Origin of the sequence: Mucilaginibacter sp. SMC90 (assembly GCF_022811725.1) — a bacterium.
In the GTDB taxonomy this organism is placed as follows: Bacteria; Bacteroidota; Bacteroidia; order Sphingobacteriales; family Sphingobacteriaceae; genus Mucilaginibacter.
The window spans coordinates 630,159-647,748 of record NZ_CP094527.1; the positions used below are offsets into that span (position 1 = coordinate 630,159).

Genomic DNA, 17,590 nt, shown 5'->3' on the forward strand with positions numbered 1-17,590 from the left:
AACTAATCCCAAATGCCGTTCTGCTCGGTAAATATTACCGGTTGCCCGCCGGTAACCATAATGGTATGCTCGTGCTGCGCAACAAAACCGCCTTTATTACCAATCAGTGTCCAGCCGTCGGCCTGGGTATCGGCAATTGTAGACCGTGTTGAAATAAATGTCTCTATGGCAACCACCGAATTCTTTTTAAAACGCGTGGTGTTATACCTGTCGCAGAAGTTGGCAATCTCATGTGGTTCTTCGTGCAAACTACGGCCAACACCATGGCCGGTGAGGTTTTTTATTACTGTATAGCCAGCTTTTTTGGCTTCGGTTTCAATCAATTTGCCAATCTCAGAAATCCTGACACCGCCTTTAATATTGCTGATAGCTTTTTTTAAAATTTCCTTTGATGCTTCTACCAGTTTACCATGGCCGTGAAGATCTTCGCCTAATACAAAAGAGCCCCCGTTATCAGCCCAGTAGCCATTTAGCTCTGCCGATACGTCGATATTTATCAAGTCACCTTCCTTAAGGATCTTATCAGCTGAAGGGATGCCATGTGCGGCTTCTTCGTTAACGCTAATGCAAGTATATCCCGGAAAATTATAGGTTAACAACGGTGCAGAACGTGCCCCCAATTGGGTCAGTAACTTGCCGCCGTATTCGTCAAGTTCCTTAGTTGAGATCCCCGGTTTTGCATACTCCCGCATTTTCCTGAGCGTAATAGCAACAGCATCGCTGGCCTGCTGCATTCCGCTTCTTTCGTTTTCAGTGGATATAGACATCTGTTAATTTTTATCAAATGCAAAATTAACAATTAATAAGTTGGGTAGCGTTCATCTAATGTCAGTTTATGATAACGGCATTCCTGATGAGTTTATGCAAATCGGCGCATATAAAGCTACCGTGGCCTGCAACTTAAAGCGGCTTTGCGGCTATAAAAACAAAAAAGCTGGAACCCCGGCCAAAAATACTTTCAAAACCAATGCTGCCTCCCTGTCGTTCTATATACTCTTTACATAGCATCAAACCCAAACCAACGCCTTTTTCGTTATTGGTGCCAAAAGTGGGGTCGACTGTTATGCGAAAGATATTTTCCTGCTCGGCTATGGCAATGCCCTTTCCGTTGTCACTAACAGTTAGTTTGCAGCTGCCGGCCAATACCTGGGCGTTAATATTTATATTTCCCCCTTTTTGAGTGAATTTAATAGCATTGTTTACCAGATTACGTACAACCAGTTGCAGCATATCCGTATCAGCAACTACTATTATTTTATCATCAATATCATAATTTAAAGAGATCCCTTTTTTTACAGCCAGCGCTTTCTCCATATCCAATGTGCTTTTCAACACTAAACTGAGGTTCACCTGCTGCAAATTTACGGTCGGCCGCTCCATTTGTGATTTTGTCCAATACAGCAGGTTTGAAAGCATTTGCATGGTGTTATTGGTGGCGGAGAGCAAATCTTTTTCTAATACCAAACGCTGGTTATTATCAAGTTCATTTTCATTAAGCAGCTCAAGATAATTTTGTATGTTGATCAGCGGTGCCCTCATATCATGCGATATGATCGACATGAGCTTACTCTTTTCCGCATTACTTTGTTCAAGCAGGCCTTTCTGTAACGTGATCTCCTTATTCTTCAGCTCAACCATAGCCTTTTCTTTATCGTAACTGCGCTTAATAAAGGTAATAATGAAATAGATAGCAATTACAGGTAGCGGAAATGCGGTAACACGATCAGTGAATTGTCCTTTTCCTGCCCTAAAGGGATATTGAACAAGGGCGGGATAATAGTACTCTACAATGTGCAGTATCACGAAAGCCAATATGTAGATCGCTAACCATGTTAAATGATGTTTGTAGGGCGAAATGGCAAATATCAGCAATAAATAAGCAGGCCATATAATATCGGTAGAGCCATTGATGCCCGAATTTGCAAAATAGTTAACCGAAAAAATAAGAAGACCGGTTAAACCTAATATAATGTTGTTGTGCTTTTTATCATAGTACCGGGAATAGTAGTACTGGTAAAAAAATATACTGCCAATTATTAAACAGGATAAAGCCGCAACATTAAGTCCGGCAAAAAGGTTATAAGGGATATAGAAGCCAGCCAAAACTATTGCGCAAATAGCTATAGAATGGAATATCCTGCTCTCTAACGTGAAACTCGATGTTTCTCCTGTCAGCTTAAACCAAAAAGGACTTAATTTTTTAATGTTGAGATTTTGTAAACAGCGAATTGTTTTATTGTATGGGCATCCCGCATTTTGCGACATGTAAACCATTTAGCAACTATACGGAAAAAATTTAATTTTAGTTTAAGGTGATTTAGACAACCTAATAATGATGAATGCTAAAACTCCATGATGGAATGTTTTGAAACATAAAAGGTCGTGCCGGTTTTCATAATATCTTCGGGCGATGGTTGGTTAGGTTACTGCTCCATTTTCTTGATAAATTATCAGTTTAATTAGTTGGAGACGGTTTGCGGGAAAACGCTACCGTAGAAGGTGAATTATTATTGATGCTATTCACTCATCAACAAGTGAGGGAAATAATCACTGGCATGTGGAGCGGAATACAACTATAAAAGAAGATCTGACTATGATTTTTCATCATTGGTACAGTGTTCAAACGGATGAGGCTGGCCATTATGACTACGAAAACCAATACGAAAATTGGTTTATTGACGACGAGGGCCATATTAAAAAGCAAAAAAACAGACACATTAAATAAATTGATCGGGAACCCTAAACGCGGGCTGATAACGCTCTTCATTCTACTGCCATAATTCTATGTGTTTCACTTATCTTTGCGCAAAATTCAATATTTCCATACTGTGATTAATGTCAATAACATATCCGTTTCATTTGGCGGAACCACCTTATTCAGCGACGTAACCTTCTCAATAAACGAGAACGATAAGATAGCCCTGATGGGTAAAAATGGCGCAGGCAAGTCAACCATCCTCAAGATCATCGCCGGGGCAGCCAAACCAACTACCGGCAACGTAACTGGTCCTAAGGACGCGGTAATAGCATATTTACCGCAGCATTTGCTTACCCATGATAACGTTACCGTTTTTGAGGAAACGATGAAAGCTTTTGATGAGGCCAATCAGATGCAAAAAGAACTGGACGAAGTGAATGAGCAGCTCAACATTCGCACTGATTACGACAGTGACGACTACATGAAGCTGATTGAACGGGTATCGGAATTGAGTGAAAAAGTTTATTCGCAGGAAGAGGTTAATTATGATGCGGAAGTTGAAAAGGTGCTGAAAGGCTTAGGTTTTGAACGCAAAGACTTTACCCGCCAAACTTCCGAGTTTTCGGGCGGTTGGCGCATGCGTATCGAACTGGCCAAAATTCTGTTAAAAAAACCTGATCTGATCTTGCTTGATGAGCCTACCAACCACATGGATATCGACAGTATCCAATGGCTGGAAGATTTCCTGGTAAACTCGGCAAAAGCAGTAATGGTCATCTCACACGACCGTACTTTTGTTGATAATATCACGAACCGTACCATCGAGGTAACCATGGGCAGGATCTACGATTATAAAGCCAAATACACCCATTACCTCCAATTGCGTGCCGACCGCAGGGTACACCAGTTGAAAGCCTACGAAGAACAACAACGCTTTATTGCCGATAACCAGGAATTTATAGACCGGTTCAGAGGTACGTACTCTAAGACGTTGCAGGTACAGTCGCGCGTGAAAATGCTCGAAAAGCTCGAGGTTATCGAGATCGACGAAGTAGATACATCGGCATTGCGATTGAAATTTCCACCATCACCACGTTCCGGTCAGTATCCGGTAATGGTAGAGGACCTTACAAAAACCTATGGCGATCATGTTGTGTTTGAGAAAGCAGCTATGGTGATTGAGCGGGGTGAAAAAGTAGCTTTTGTTGGTAAAAATGGCGAAGGTAAATCAACCATGATCAAAGCCATCATGGGCGAGATCGATTTTCAGGGAAGTTTAAAAGTAGGTCACAATGCCAAGATCGGATACTTTGCTCAAAACCAGGCGGCTTTGTTAGACGAGAATTTAACTGTATTTGAAACCATCGACCAGATTCCGCTAAGCGATGGCACCGTAAAGATCAAAGATCTTTTAGGGGCGTTTATGTTTAGCGGTGATGATACCACCAAAAAGGTCAAGGTACTTTCGGGCGGCGAGAAAACGCGTCTGGCCATGATCAAGCTGCTGTTAGAACCTGTAAACGTATTGATCCTGGATGAGCCAACAAACCATTTGGATATGAAGACCAAGGATATCATCAAAGATGCCCTAAAAGATTTTGACGGAACGCTGATCCTGGTATCCCACGACCGTGATTTCCTGGATGGACTGGTAAAAAAAGTATTCGAGTTTGGTAATAAACGCGTTAGGGAACATTTTGAGGATATCAAAGGGTTTTTAGCTTATAAGAAAATGGATAGCTTGAAGCAGATTGAGCAGGGGTAAATGAATAGCGGGAGGAGGCAGGATGATGTGGATTCCCGTATAAAATGGTGTGTAACCGGAAAAAGAAAAGCTGCAATCATTTGATTTGCAGCTTTTCTGTATTAGTGACTCTTAAACGCTCAAATCCGAGTTTATTTACAGAGGATTTAAAACTATCAATTGAACTGGCGATACTATTTTAAAAACCATACATACCCCCTGAAACGGAAATTTGCTCTCCCGTAATCCACGCTGCATCATCAGAAGCAAGAAATACAACCGCCTTCGCAATATCTTCGGGCTGCCCTCTGCGCCCGAGGGGAGTGTTGGCAATAAACATTTTTTCATACTCACTACCGGTAGTGACGCCCGCACTGGTTGCTCCTTCTGTTTCCGTAGCTCCCGGCAAAACAGAATTGATACGAATGTTTTTTGCACCCAGTTCTTTCGACAAGGAGATAGTTATGGCATCTAATGCCGCTTTAGTTGCAGAATACAACGAGGCAGCGGGAAGAGGATACTTGCTTGCACCCGAACTGATATTGATGATGTTGCCGCCTTTGTCGCCAAACAGTTTTAAAGATGCCTTGATAGCAAGTATTGGGCCCAAAACATTAACGTTGAAATGCTGATGAAAAGCTTCTGCCGATGCCTGTTCAATAGGTAAAAATTGCTGAAAGACAGCGTTGTTTACCAAAATATCCAACGAGCCGAAAGCATTCACGGTTTCTTCAAACAGCCTGGTTACATCGGCTTCTTTTGATACATCGGCCTGTACCGAAATGGCCAAGCCTCCATTGTCCGTTATCTTCTTAACTACGCTATCTGCGCCTTCTTTGCTTGAGGCATAATTTACAACAACTTTTGCGCCTTCTGCTGCAAAATGTTTTGCGATAGATGCACCTATTCCTTTTGAAGCACCGGTAACTACCGCTACTTTGTTTTTTAATTTATTCATTTTGAAAATTTTAATTAGTTGCTGGCACGTTTAAAAACCCGTGCCAGCTTGAGGTTAATTATTTAGCCAAATAGGTCATACCACCATCAACAAGGAGTTCAGCACCAAGCATAAACGAAGAATCGTCAGAGGCCAGGAAAACCGCTGTTTTACCAATGTCAGATGGCTGCCCGATTCTGCCTATTGGCATCTGATCAGCAAAGTGTTTTTTTACAGCTTCAATTTGTTCTGCGGGAACAAACTTGTCAAATGCCGGTGTATCCGTTGTACCTGGCGTTATAACATTTGCCCTGATCTTTCTATCTAAAAGGTCGCTTGAAAAACCCTTTGCTAAATAGATCACGGCCGCTTTTGCAGCACCATACAGCGTAAATGATGGATAGGCCCGGTGCGCCGCATTTGACCCGATAAGAATAATAGAACCACCATCATTCATATAAGGCAGTGCTTTTTGAACAGTGAAGTAAACACTTTTCAGGTTCAGATCAATTGCCTTGTCAAAGTCGGCTTCGCTAAAAGTTGCCACGGTTCCTACAGCTCCACCACCCGCATTGGCTACGATCACGTCAATTTTACCAAATTTTTCGGCTGTTTCTTTGAACACCCTTTCCAGGTGGGCAAGGTTGGTTACATCGGCATTTATGGCTATAAAATTATCGCCAAGCTGAGCCACGGCACTATCTAAAGTTTCCTGATTTCTGCCGATAATAGCTCCAACACCGCCTTCGTTTTTAAATGCTTCAGCAATACCAAACCCGATACCGCTATTGCCGCCTGTAATAACGGCTACTTTATTTTTTAATCTGCTCATTGTTTCTTTTTTTAAGATTGAGCGACAAAGGTAGAGCAGTAAAGTTATTTTTAGTAACTTTGTACTGAAAAGTAATGGTAACACCGGTGTAACTAAGTAACATGACGACGTGTAAAATAACAGAGTTTCAGCAGGATCAAAAGAAGAGGATGAGGTCCGTACAGGATGCAATGGATGCCTTGAACGGGAAATGGAAGATTGCTATTATTTCGTCGATCTGCTGTTACGGCAAAAGAAGATTTTCTGATATTCTGAATGATGTTGAAGGGGTTTCAAACAGAATGCTGAGCAAAGAATTAAAAGAACTGGAAATAAATCAGTTAGTGAAACGGACCGTTTTACCTACACAACCCATAACTGTTGAATATGAATTGACGGAACACGGTAACACGCTGCAAACCATCATCACCGAACTTTCAGATTGGGGAATTGTACACCGGAAGAAAATTGTCGGGAAATAATGGTCGTTATTTGTTGAGTGCGAAGCTTACTAAATAGTCACGAGTACTCTGCCCTCAATCCAATCGCTGCATACTCGCGCCAGTGAGAGAAAAAAGTAGAAACTGGGATTAACTACCCTTTTATTGCCTCCAATGTATCGGCGTTCTTTTCCTGGCTGGGTTGTTTAACGGTTACTTCTACATTGTTAGGAAGAAGTTGATTAGTTTGTGGATATGAAAAAAAAAGATTTCGTACGTAACCAACCATAACTATGATAATGTAGTATCGCTTAGGAATATCATTTTATCCAATAACCTGTTACAGCGCCAACAATAGTGCCACCAACATCCTTGTTACCTGTAGCAAATAGGTAAGTAGATAATAAAATCAATAAACAAGATATCACAATGCGCCCGATAACTTTATTTTTGTCTTCTTTTGTTACCTGTTCTCCGCCAGCGTGGATGCCAGAATTTAAAATTCTCTTAGTCTCATTAATTGTTGTTCCAAAAAGCTTTATCATATTTTAGGATTCAGATTGGCTATAATATGCAGTAAGTCCTACTGAACCTATAAATGCAGTACCAATGCCAAAGTATATAAGAGTTTGTTTTTGATGATGGCGTGCCATATGTGAATAATAAATGGCAGTAAAATTATTGTAGAATTCACTTAATGTAGAATTGTTGACTGCACTATTTACTCCTTCAATTACTGCTCTCATGTCTAATAAATCTGTTGAAGTAAGGAATGCTTCTGGATTAACTGTGAAACTATTACAAGTAATAATATTCGTTTTACGGTTAAGTTGCATAAAACTTGCAGCCTTCACATTGTTATGAAAAACAACAACGGGGATTTCGCCATTTTCAATTATTTCTCTTTCAAATTTAAGTACCTCATCATATGAAGAAGCCCTTTGTACTCTTGATACTTGGTTGATTTCTGAAGCATACTTAATTAGCAATTTGGCATTCTCATCATCAAGATCGTACAGGTTTTTAGTTACATCAACCTCATCTGAAATTAAAAAGACTACTTTATAGGATTTCTTCTGCTGATCCATAAATGCCTTTTTATTATGAACAAATTTGACCTTTCTGGCAATTAAGTGTGCCGCCTCTTCTGATGTTACCACATCGTTAACATACAAATTCGTTGCTTGCTCAAAAGGGATATCGTCAAACTTGTTATAAATATAGCCTCTATACGTATAGGTACCGTCAGAATTTTTTCTAAATTCGTTAATCTTTGCTGCTACTACCTCTGCATTTGCTGTAACAGCTTCACTTCTCTCGACTGCTCGAGCAACGTCATCACTGTGAGTTGCGACATCATCTGCGTGTCTTGCAACATCATCTGCATGCTTTGCGACATCATCTGCATACTTAGCACAACCTTTTAATAACGCTCCACAACTCATTAAACAGGTGCATAGCAAAATAGTCGTGAATGATGAAAACGTGAATTTGATATTTTTCATAATTAAGCACTTTAGATTTCAAAATTTAAAGAATCATAATTAAGTTAAATCTTTGATTGAGAAACGTTATAAACGGTTTCATTTGCCGAAGAATTACACAACGTAATAGAAATACAACTATCTGATATACAATATATAAATCAATATTCGTATTTCCAAATTATTTATTTAATCCTAACAGAATAAATAAATAATAAGTCAAACTGAAGCAATTTCGTCAGCAGTCTATTAACCCATTTTAATCTACTTTAAAGTCAATTGGATTTAGCCTGTGGTCGGTGTTATCACCGCACCACCAAATAAGGAAATCTAACAAAAAAAGCCTTCAAACTTACTTCTAAAGGCTTTTGATAATCTTCCCATGCAGAGCTCCCCATGGATGGGTTAAAATGTGGTCTTTAGACTACAAAACTCGAACTCTTTTATGAGTGATTTGTATTGTGCAGCGGGTTTAGAGGATAATTACATTCCGTGATACTTTAAGTTTAGGAATGGTGTTCCGTATTACAACTGAAACACCACCAATACTCTAAATCATCATCTTTTAAAAGAGACTCAGATTTATTTTTACACACAGCGCATATTCTTTCATTCCTTTCATCTTCCAAAACCCTATAGTCACACTTGTGACAATACCACGTCGTTATTTCATAAGGGTCGCCATCGCTACTCCATAAAAAACTTTCACTGCGGCACTTAGGGCAAATTTGAAAAGCCATTCTTAATCAATATTGAAGTGTATAAATATAACATAGAATATGGGTTCAACAAAAAAGCCTCCAGATATCCATCTAAAGGCTTTTCTAATAATCTTCCCATGCTTGGCATACAGTGGGTCATTTCAGTGGTCCTGACGGGAATCGAACCCATATCTAAAGTTTAGGAAACTTCTATTCTATCCGTTGAACTACAGAACCCTTTTAAATCGACCTTAAAAAAGCCGATCTTTTATTTAGTTTGCAAAGGTGCAATTTTTCATTGAAAAATCACACCCTAAAATTCAAAATTTAACAACCATCTCATCTGCACACTTGCACATCTGAAATCTGCACATCTACCGGATTACCGCGCCGTTGTGGAAATCTTCAGTTGGGGCAACAAAACTCAACTTGCCTTCGCTGTTTTCGGCCATCAGGATCATACCTTGCGATACGATGCCTTTGATCTCCCTTGGCTCCAGGTTTACCAGGATGCTTACTTTTTGGCCGATGATGTTTTCTGGTTCATAATATTCGGCAATGCCTGATACTACGGTGCGCTCGTCGATGCCTGTGTCAATGGTCAGCTTCAGCAGCTTTTTGGTTTTGGCAACCTTTTCGGCGGCTAAGATAGTACCGATACGGATGTCCATGGTAGCAAAGGTTTCGTAGTTAACGTTTTCCTTTGCTGGCAGTACGTCGGCAGATTTTGGCGGCACGGCTGCAGCTTTCTTGTCAGATAACTTTTTAAGCTGTGCTTCTATCACATCATCCTCTACCTTTTCAAACAACAAAGCTGCCGGGTTTAATTGGTGGCCATTATTGAAATACATTTCCTGGTCATAAGCTATCGGCTCATTAGGCAGGTTAAGCATGGTGATGATCTTTTTAGCCGTAGCTGGCAAAAACGCCTGCGCGGCAGTAGCCAGATGCCCTATCAATACCAAACAGTTATGCAGCGCTTCTTTAGCAGCAGCAGGATCTGTTTTAATGGTTTTCCAAGGCTCTTTTTCTGTCAGGTAGCGGTTACCCAGGCGGGCCATATCCATTACAGCCTGCAAAGCCTGGCGATAGCGGTATGCTTCCAGGTTCTTCTCTATTTCGTCATAATATTCACCGATGCCGTTGCTCAGACTTTCGTCGGTAAATTCTATCCTGTCGGTATCTGCTTCAATTTTACCATCGTAAAATTTGTGCATCAGTATCATTACCCGGTTCACAAAGTTGCCTAATATGGCTACCAGCTCGTTATTAACACGGGCCTGGTAATCCTTCCAGGTAAACTCACTGTCGCTGGTTTCGGGCAGGATAGAGGTTAATACATAACGTAACTCATCCTGTTTGCCCGGGAATTCTTCAAGGTATTCGTGCAGCCAAACCGCGTGGTTGCGTGAGGTAGAAAGTTTATCACCCTCCAAATTCAGGAACTCGTTTGCCGGCACGTTTTGCGGTAAAATATATTCGCCATGAGCATGCAGTATAGATGGGAAAATAATACAGTGGAAAACGATGTTATCCTTGCCGATAAAGTGTAGCAGACAAGCATCATCCTGCTCGTCGGCCTGTTTTTTCCAGTATAATTTCCAGTCTTTTTTATTGTCGATAGCCCATTGCTTAGTAGCCGAAATGTAACCTATAGGGGCATCCATCCACACATATAACTTTTTGCCTTTTGCCTCGGCTAATGGCACATCAATGCCCCAGTCGAGGTCTCGGGTCATGGAGCGCGGTTGCAGGCCTGATTTAAGCCACGATTTACACTGGCCAAAAACATTTACTTTCCAGCTGCCTTCTTTTGCGTCAATCCACTGCTCCAGCCATGGCTGGTATTTATCTAAAGGCAGGTACCAGTGCTTGGTCGACTTCAGTACAGGGCTTTTACCGCTTAAGGTCGAGATTGGGTTGATGAGGTCGGTTGGGCTAAGGGAAGTACCGCAGCGCTCACATTGATCGCCATAAGCATTGTCATTACCGCAGTTAGGACAGGTGCCGATGATATAACGGTCGGCCAGAAACTGCTGATAATCCTCATCAAAATACTGATCTGAAAATTTTTCAATAAACTCGTCCTTTTCATACAGGTTCAGAAAAAACTCCTGGCTCAGTTCGTGATGAATAGGCGATGATGTACGGTGATAAATATCAAACGCAATCCCGAACTCTTCAAAGCTGTCTTTTATCTGTTTGTGATATTTGTCGATAATAGCCTGTGGGGTAGTATCCTCTTTTTTGGCTTTGATAGTGATGGCAGCGCCATGTTCATCCGAACCGCATATATACACTACATCCTTTTTTTTAAGCCTCAGGTACCGCACAAAAATATCTGCAGGGAGATATGCACCGGCAAGGTGACCGATATGTAAGGGACCATTGGCATAAGGCAGGGCTGATGTAATGGTGAATCGTTTATATTTGTTGAGTTGTGACATTAAGTATTGCCTTGGTAAATAGTGTGCAAAGATAAATTTTTTAAGTCGGAAAAGTCCGAACCATGATGTTCATGATTTAAGGATTTCCTGATTTTTTGTAACTTATTATCAAGGCAATCGCTCAATCTTTAAATCATGGTTCAAACTCAACCCCCATATCTCAAAAAAGGCGACAAAATTGCCATTACTTGCCCGGCAAAGAAACTGCCTAAGCCCATGACTGATGCTATAGCACTGCTGCAAAGTTGGGGGCTTGAAGTAGTTTTAGGTGATACGGTAGATGCCTCATTTCACCAGTTTGCTGGCGACGACAATTTTAGAGCGACCGATATGCAGCGTTTTATCAATGACGATAGCATTAAAGCCATTATAGCTGCGCGGGGAGGTTACGGAACAGTCAGGATGATTGATAAAGTTGATTTCAGCCGCTTTGCACAAAGCCCCAAATGGCTCATTGGGTTTAGTGATATAACCATATTGCACTCTCACTTGCTTACTAATTACGGCACCCAAACCATTCACGGACAAATGCCGGTAAATATTCCCGATGCATCAAAACATTCGATTGATACTTTGCGGCGGGCTTTGTTTGGCGAAGAATTAAACTATGAGTTTATAACACATGATACCAACAAGCCTGGCAAAGCTACAGGCATCATAGCAGGCGGTAACTTATCCCTGTTAGTAGCATCTGCCGGTTCGGTATCCGATTTGGATTATAACAACAAGATCCTGTTTATAGAGGACGTTGGCGAGTATTTGTATTCGGTAGACAGGATGCTGCGCATGCTTGACAGGGCCGGGAAGCTAAAAAACATTGCGGGCCTGGTAGTTGGTGGCTTTACCGATATTAAGGACAATGATATCCCCTTTGGCCAAAGCGTACCACAGATAGTAATGGATATCGTAAAAGATTACAACTATCCTGTGTGTTTCGATTTCCCGGCAGGGCATATTCCTGACAATAATAGTTTGGTGCTGGGCCGTGAGGTGGTATTACAGGTAGATGAAAAGCAGGCGGCATTGTGGTTTAAATAGGATAGCTATTTAAGCCGCTTCATCTTTAGTATTCCGTACCAGGCTTATACCCGTTGAAAAGAAGATCAGCGAAATGATCCCTATTACTACCATCGTAGTTATTTGTGCACTATGGTTTATGATAGCTATACCGGTATAAATGAGGCCAACGATACCGAGCACGCTCAGTATGGTTCCAAAAGTTCGTTTTAAGTTCATGACAGGTGTGCTGTTTTTTATGAGCATTTTTTAAAAAACAAATAACACACCAATAATTAATACTACTTTTATTTTAAACATAATAAACCAAACCATGCCCGAATCATTTGGATCATTGATAACGATAATCATTTTCGTTGTCATCCTCATTACCATTTTTACCTCGTTTGTGTCTGTAAAACAGGGCACAATAGTAGTTATCACCGTATTTGGCAAATACCGCCGTATCCTTACACCGGGATTAAATTTCAAGATCCCTTTTATCGAAAACATTTATTCCAAGATCTCCATCCAAAACCGTTCTGTTGAGCTGGAGTTCCAGGCGGTAACTTACGACCAGGCCAATGTTTACTTCAAAGCCATGCTGCTGTACTCGGTACTGGATCAGCAGGAAGAAACTATCAAGAACGTAGCTTTTAAATTTGTTGACGAACGTAACCTGATGCAGGCCCTTATCCGCACCGTTGAAGGATCGATCCGCGCCTTTGTGGCTACAAAGCGCCAGAGCGAGGTGCTGATATTACGCCGCGATATTGTTGAACACGTAAAAGAGCAGCTTGATGTGATACTGGAAGGCTGGGGCTATCACCTGCAGGATCTGCAATTGAATGATATTACCTTTGATGATGTGATCATGAAATCAATGAGCCAGGTAGTAGCATCAAACAACCTGAAAGCCGCTGCCGAAAACGAAGGGCAGGCCCTGCTCATCACCAAAACCAAAGCTGCTGAAGCGGAGGGTAACGCCATCAAAATTTCGGCACAGGCCGAGCGTGAGGCGGCACAATTACGCGGACAAGGTATAGCGCTGTTCCGCGAGGAAGTTGCCCGTGGTATGACCGTGGCTGCCAAAGAAATGGCCGAAGCTAATATGGATACCTCGGTGATCTTGTTCACCATGTGGACAGAATCGATCAAACACTTCTCCGAAAACTCAAAAGGGAATGTTATTTTCCTTGATGGCTCAACCGATCAGATGCAACATACGTTAAAAGAAATGATGGCCTTAAACCTTTTACATACCGACAACGTCAAAAAGTAAAAGTTTAAAACCGCCATTTTTTTAAATGAAAAGAAATATAGTGAAAGGGATAGGCCTTACGGCCATGTGTTTTTTTGCGATGATCACGCCCGCTTCGGCGCAGTCATTTCATCAGCTTACCGCCAATGATTTTTGGGGAACGCCGCGGGCTAATGCCGGCGGCGTTGTTGCTTATACCAATTGCACCATCGATTACCGATACCAGGCCCGGCGCGAAGGCGGGGGATACCGGCTTAATTTCAACATCAGGCTTATCCTCAACAACAATAAATCGTGGCTTGATAAAAGCCGGGTTAGCACACCGCAACAACTCAGCGAAATTCTTAAACATGAGCAGGGGCACTATACTATCGCCTTTTTAGAGCAGCAGGAATTATTGCGAATAGTGGGCCGCACCCGTTTCAGTAATAATTATAATTACGAGGCCATGGCTATCTTTAACCGCATCGACGCCAAATATAAGCAGCTCAATGCCGATTATGATGAGGATACAGCCCACATGACCGACCGCAAGCAGCAGCATAGCTGGGATCTGTATTTTCAACAGAAGCTTAAGTTTTTGCCCGGGGACACGGAGAGTTAGAATTTTTAGATTCTTCGCTGCCGCAAGCGTCCTCGCTTGTGGTTCGCGTTCAGGTAATCAACGTGATGAACTAATCTTGCGCTCGTTTGCAACGAGCGCTTAATATGGTTGGGCGATTGTATCGCCCGTGCGTTATAAACGCAAACCCAGTTACGCACTCGTTAAAAACGAGCGCGAGTTAAGAACAATCGTAATATAAGCATAGGCGCTTAAACCTGCTAACCAAACTTTGCAGTAAGCCTGCAACCCGCCTATATTTGCTTTCATCTGACATGACCGAGCAATCACCCAATATCCATCGTAAAATTATCCATATTGATATGGACGCATTTTACGCATCGGTTGAGCAGCGGGATTTTCCGGAATACAGGGGCAAACCTTTGGTGGTTGGCGGCTTGCCTGAAGGGCGTGGCGGTGTGGTAGCTACCGCCAGTTATGAGGCCCGGAAGTTTGGCATCCGGTCGGCTATGTCATCGAAAAAAGCCTTGCAGCTTTGTCCGCATGCCTTGTTTGTACGGCCCAGGTTTAATGTTTACCGGGAGGTATCGCAGCATATCCGGGAAATTTTCAGTCGATATACCGACCTGATAGAACCACTCTCTTTGGATGAAGCATTCCTTGATGTAACTAACGACAAGCAAGGCATCGGCTCTGCCATTGATATTGCCAAGCTCATAAAACAGGCCATTAAAGACGAATTGCAGCTTACCGCATCGGCGGGAGTATCTATCAATAAATTTGTAGCCAAAATAGCATCCGATATCAATAAGCCCGATGGCCTTAAATTTATAGGCCCGTCAAGCATCGAGAACTTTATGGAGCAGTTGCCTGTCGAAAAGTTTTTTGGCGTGGGCAAGGTAACCGCTCAAAAAATGAAGCAAATGGGCCTGCATACCGGGGCCGATTTAAAAAAGCTTGAAGAAGGTCAACTCACCCGTCACTTTGGTAAAGTGGGCAAATTTTACTACCAGATAGTGCGAGGCATTGATAACCGTGAAGTACAACCTCATCGCGAGACCAAATCCTTGGGCGCTGAAGATACTTTTGCTTACGATTTGACTACACTTGAAGAGATGGAGGCCGAGCTTGATAAAATAGCGGTTACCGTACACAATCGCCTGCTTAAATATGAGTTAAAAGGCCGCACCATTACCCTCAAAGTAAAATACCACGATTTTAAACAGATCACCCGGAACCAATCCTTCCCAACCTCGGTAAACGACCTGGAAACCATCACCAATACGGCCAAACAACTCATGGCTGCAACTGGTGTTGACGATGTAAAAGTGCGATTGCTTGGTATTTCGCTTTCAAATTTTGGGGAAGTGCAGATTAAGCAACGGGACGACAAAGAGCTTGGGCCGGGAGATCAGTTGGAGTTAGAGTTATAAGTCATTTCCCCGGGCCGTGTCCCCAAGGCCTGATGGCGCAGTCCTTAAATTTATGTCATTGCGAGGAGGAACGACGACGCAATCGCATACTATACAAGGCGGATTTGCTTCCGTGCGATTGCCACGCCACGCTCGCAATGACATATTTATTATTAAATATTTTAATTCACCATCCTCCCCGCAATATCCACCGACCGCGCAAAAGGATTAAAAAATCTATTGGCTAATATGGCAAACTCGCGGCGGGTTACGGGTCGTTTCAGATCAAACGGGGATGTAAACTTATATTGCTCCTTCCATGCCTTTTGCATGGCAATTTCAAGCGTATGTGGATCAGTTAGTGTAGTTTCACTGATAAATGACAATAGGTTACCTACGGTGAATACCGGGCCTGGTTTTTCTTTATTGAACCATAAAAAACCACGGGTATAGGTTTCTTCCAGGGTTGGTTTTATTTCGGCAGTGGCCACTAATGAATCGGGCTGAAATAACAACCGGGCGGTATTGCCCTCTGTTTTTTGTACCCCTTTTAATAATCCGGAAGCCCCTATCTGTTGGATAGCCCTGAAATATGGATCGGTTGGTTTTACATCGGTAAAAGGCATGATCCAGGCTTTAAAGTCGAGCAGTTCGCCCTGAATGATCCGCACATTTAAGTTTTGTGTGGTAGTTTTAAAAAATGCGCAGAAAGCCGCTGTTGCACCAGCACCCTGCCCAATAGCCATTTGTACGGAAGGATACATGGTACTGGCATTCACCAGGTGCGTTACCGACATGGCTTTTTCCGTTACCAGTAAATTATCCAGGTCTTTAAGCACAATGGCACCCAGCGGCACACCATAGGCAGGGAAGGGTGGATAACTAACTTTCGGAGCCCTGGCATCGGTATAGTGCTGGCCCGGCGAGGCATCACCAACGGCAATGGCTGTACGGTACAATTTTGATTCGCGGTCGTATGGTTTATACACATCATCCAGCATCATCCTCACCAATCCTTTCGTCGGGCGACCGGCCTCGCGCAGGTATGGGATATATGGCAAGTGATCGGGCGTAGTAAAACCGTCGTCTAAACCCAGGTTTTTGTAGCCCAATTCGGTTTGCAAATAATATATCAAACCTAAAGTATGCAGGCGCGCTTTGGCATAAAAAGCCTCCCGGTTTTCGGGTTTTAAATTATCTGCGGTAACGGGATATTGATTTCCGCATTCGGCCCATTTAATCATGTATTTATCATTGGGCAACCTGCCATCATCAAGCATTTTTTTAATGTTTTTCCCTTTAAGGCAGGCGTACGCCGCTGCATCATACCCCTCGGGTTGGGGAATAGTTTTATCGGCCGAAGCGCCAAAATCTTTCAACATGGCAATCCAGGTAAGGTCCTGTAGTTGTGCCGATTCATTATCAGGTGCAAGGGCCTCGGCAGTTTGTTTTTTACTTTCAAAACCATAAACATAGGTTTCGCCGGCTTTGGCGGCTACATCGCCGGTTTCGGTGGCGTCAATTACTACTTTGGCTTTTACGGTGGCTGTTTTTCCGTCGAGAGTGATATTTACGTCCCAGCCAGTGCCGTCTTTTTTAATTCCTGTAAATGGTGTGTTTAATTTTACGGTTAGATTTTTTACCGTGTCGGTTATTTTTTTGAGGATGGCTGCACCGGTATAGGGTTCAAATCTTAGTGTAGCATTATAGGCTGTATCAAATCCGGGAGTTTTACTGTAAAAATCCCTTACCCTGCGCCTAAATTCGCCCCAGATGCCTGTTGGTAAGCTGCGGCTGCCGTCAATAACGCACATCCCGCCCGATGTCATGCTGCCGCCCAGCCAGGGCCCCTGCTCAATCAGCATGGTTTTTAGTTTGCTTCGCGCGCCCTGTATGGCCGCCGCTGTTCCGCTTGCGCCTCCGCCTATTACTAATATGTCGGTTTTAATGGTTTGTGCAAAGGAGAGCGTACAGTTAAAAACTAAAAGTACGGCCAGTAACTTTTTTATCATCAGTTAAATTAACAATCTACAGAACGCTAAAATAGGTCAAAAGCTTGTGGTACTATAAAATAATACCTAATTTAAAATTTTTTAA

At 42.4% G+C, this 17,590-nt stretch carries 15 protein-coding genes and 1 tRNA gene; 6 read left to right on the forward strand and 10 right to left on the reverse strand.

Features of this window, described 5'->3' with window-relative positions; translation table 11 throughout:
- Positions 1-2: 2 nt before the first annotated feature.
- Positions 3-767 carry a type I methionyl aminopeptidase gene (gene map, locus MTO98_RS02815; protein ID WP_243485118.1) on the reverse strand — a complete coding sequence of 255 codons (765 nt, stop codon included), beginning with the start codon at positions 765-767 and terminating at the stop codon, positions 3-5.
- A gap of 133 nt (positions 768-900) precedes the next feature.
- The gene (locus MTO98_RS02820; protein ID WP_243485119.1) at positions 901-2,103 is read right to left on the reverse strand and encodes a sensor histidine kinase KdpD; all 1,203 of its coding nucleotides are present in this window, start codon (positions 2,101-2,103) and stop codon (positions 901-903) included.
- Positions 2,104-2,828: 725 nt separating this feature from the next.
- On the opposite strand from MTO98_RS02820, the gene MTO98_RS02825 reads away from it, so the two are divergent.
- Positions 2,829-4,463: an ABC-F family ATP-binding cassette domain-containing protein gene (locus MTO98_RS02825; RefSeq protein ID WP_243485120.1), complete on the forward strand. Its 1,635-nt coding sequence runs from the start codon at positions 2,829-2,831 to the stop codon at positions 4,461-4,463.
- A gap of 178 nt (positions 4,464-4,641) precedes the next feature.
- Here the strand turns inward: MTO98_RS02825 and MTO98_RS02830 are convergent, their stop codons facing one another.
- On the reverse strand, positions 4,642-5,400 hold the full coding sequence (locus tag MTO98_RS02830; RefSeq protein ID WP_243485121.1) for an SDR family NAD(P)-dependent oxidoreductase: 759 nt from the start codon (positions 5,398-5,400) through the stop codon (positions 4,642-4,644).
- A gap of 58 nt (positions 5,401-5,458) precedes the next feature.
- On the reverse strand, positions 5,459-6,211 hold the full coding sequence (locus MTO98_RS02835; protein WP_243485122.1) for an SDR family NAD(P)-dependent oxidoreductase: 753 nt from the start codon (positions 6,209-6,211) through the stop codon (positions 5,459-5,461).
- 101 nt (positions 6,212-6,312) lie between these two features.
- On the opposite strand from MTO98_RS02835, the gene MTO98_RS02840 reads away from it, so the two are divergent.
- The gene (locus MTO98_RS02840) at positions 6,313-6,672 is read left to right on the forward strand and encodes a helix-turn-helix domain-containing protein (RefSeq protein WP_243485123.1); all 360 of its coding nucleotides are present in this window, start codon (positions 6,313-6,315) and stop codon (positions 6,670-6,672) included.
- Positions 6,673-6,950: 278 nt separating this feature from the next.
- Here MTO98_RS02840 and MTO98_RS02845 read toward each other — a convergent pair whose 3' ends face one another.
- From MTO98_RS02845 to metG, 4 genes are all read right to left on the reverse strand, one after another.
- Complete coding sequence (locus MTO98_RS02845; RefSeq protein ID WP_243485124.1) at positions 6,951-7,175, reverse strand: hypothetical protein; 225 nt, start codon at positions 7,173-7,175, stop codon at positions 6,951-6,953.
- 3 nt (positions 7,176-7,178) lie between these two features.
- Positions 7,179-8,135 (reverse strand): hypothetical protein, encoded by a 957-nt coding sequence (locus MTO98_RS02850; protein WP_243485125.1) that lies wholly within the window; start codon positions 8,133-8,135, stop codon positions 7,179-7,181.
- An 845-nt stretch (positions 8,136-8,980) separates the two neighbouring features.
- A tRNA-Arg gene (locus MTO98_RS02855) sits at positions 8,981-9,052 on the reverse strand.
- A 137-nt stretch (positions 9,053-9,189) separates the two neighbouring features.
- Positions 9,190-11,262 carry a methionine--tRNA ligase gene (metG, locus tag MTO98_RS02860; protein ID WP_243485126.1) on the reverse strand — a complete coding sequence of 691 codons (2,073 nt, stop codon included), beginning with the start codon at positions 11,260-11,262 and terminating at the stop codon, positions 9,190-9,192.
- A gap of 135 nt (positions 11,263-11,397) precedes the next feature.
- Between metG and MTO98_RS02865 the strand changes: the two genes are divergently transcribed.
- Positions 11,398-12,300: an LD-carboxypeptidase gene (locus tag MTO98_RS02865; RefSeq protein WP_243485127.1), complete on the forward strand. Its 903-nt coding sequence runs from the start codon at positions 11,398-11,400 to the stop codon at positions 12,298-12,300.
- A gap of 9 nt (positions 12,301-12,309) precedes the next feature.
- On the opposite strand, the gene MTO98_RS02870 is transcribed toward MTO98_RS02865, so the two are convergent.
- Positions 12,310-12,498: a hypothetical protein gene (locus MTO98_RS02870; protein ID WP_243485128.1), complete on the reverse strand. Its 189-nt coding sequence runs from the start codon at positions 12,496-12,498 to the stop codon at positions 12,310-12,312.
- Positions 12,499-12,592: 94 nt separating this feature from the next.
- On the opposite strand from MTO98_RS02870, the gene MTO98_RS02875 reads away from it, so the two are divergent.
- From MTO98_RS02875 to dinB, 3 genes are all read left to right on the forward strand, one after another.
- Entirely contained in the window at positions 12,593-13,540 is a 948-nt protein-coding gene (locus MTO98_RS02875) for an SPFH domain-containing protein (protein ID WP_090534803.1), read from the forward strand.
- Between the two features lie 25 nt (positions 13,541-13,565).
- Complete coding sequence (locus tag MTO98_RS02880) at positions 13,566-14,123, forward strand: DUF922 domain-containing protein (RefSeq protein WP_243485129.1); 558 nt, start codon at positions 13,566-13,568, stop codon at positions 14,121-14,123.
- A gap of 272 nt (positions 14,124-14,395) precedes the next feature.
- The gene (dinB, locus tag MTO98_RS02885) at positions 14,396-15,514 is read left to right on the forward strand and encodes a DNA polymerase IV (protein ID WP_243485130.1); all 1,119 of its coding nucleotides are present in this window, start codon (positions 14,396-14,398) and stop codon (positions 15,512-15,514) included.
- A gap of 161 nt (positions 15,515-15,675) precedes the next feature.
- Here dinB and MTO98_RS02890 read toward each other — a convergent pair whose 3' ends face one another.
- On the reverse strand, positions 15,676-17,505 hold the full coding sequence (locus MTO98_RS02890) for an FAD-dependent oxidoreductase (protein WP_243485131.1): 1,830 nt from the start codon (positions 17,503-17,505) through the stop codon (positions 15,676-15,678).
- Positions 17,506-17,590: the final 85 nt, after the last annotated feature.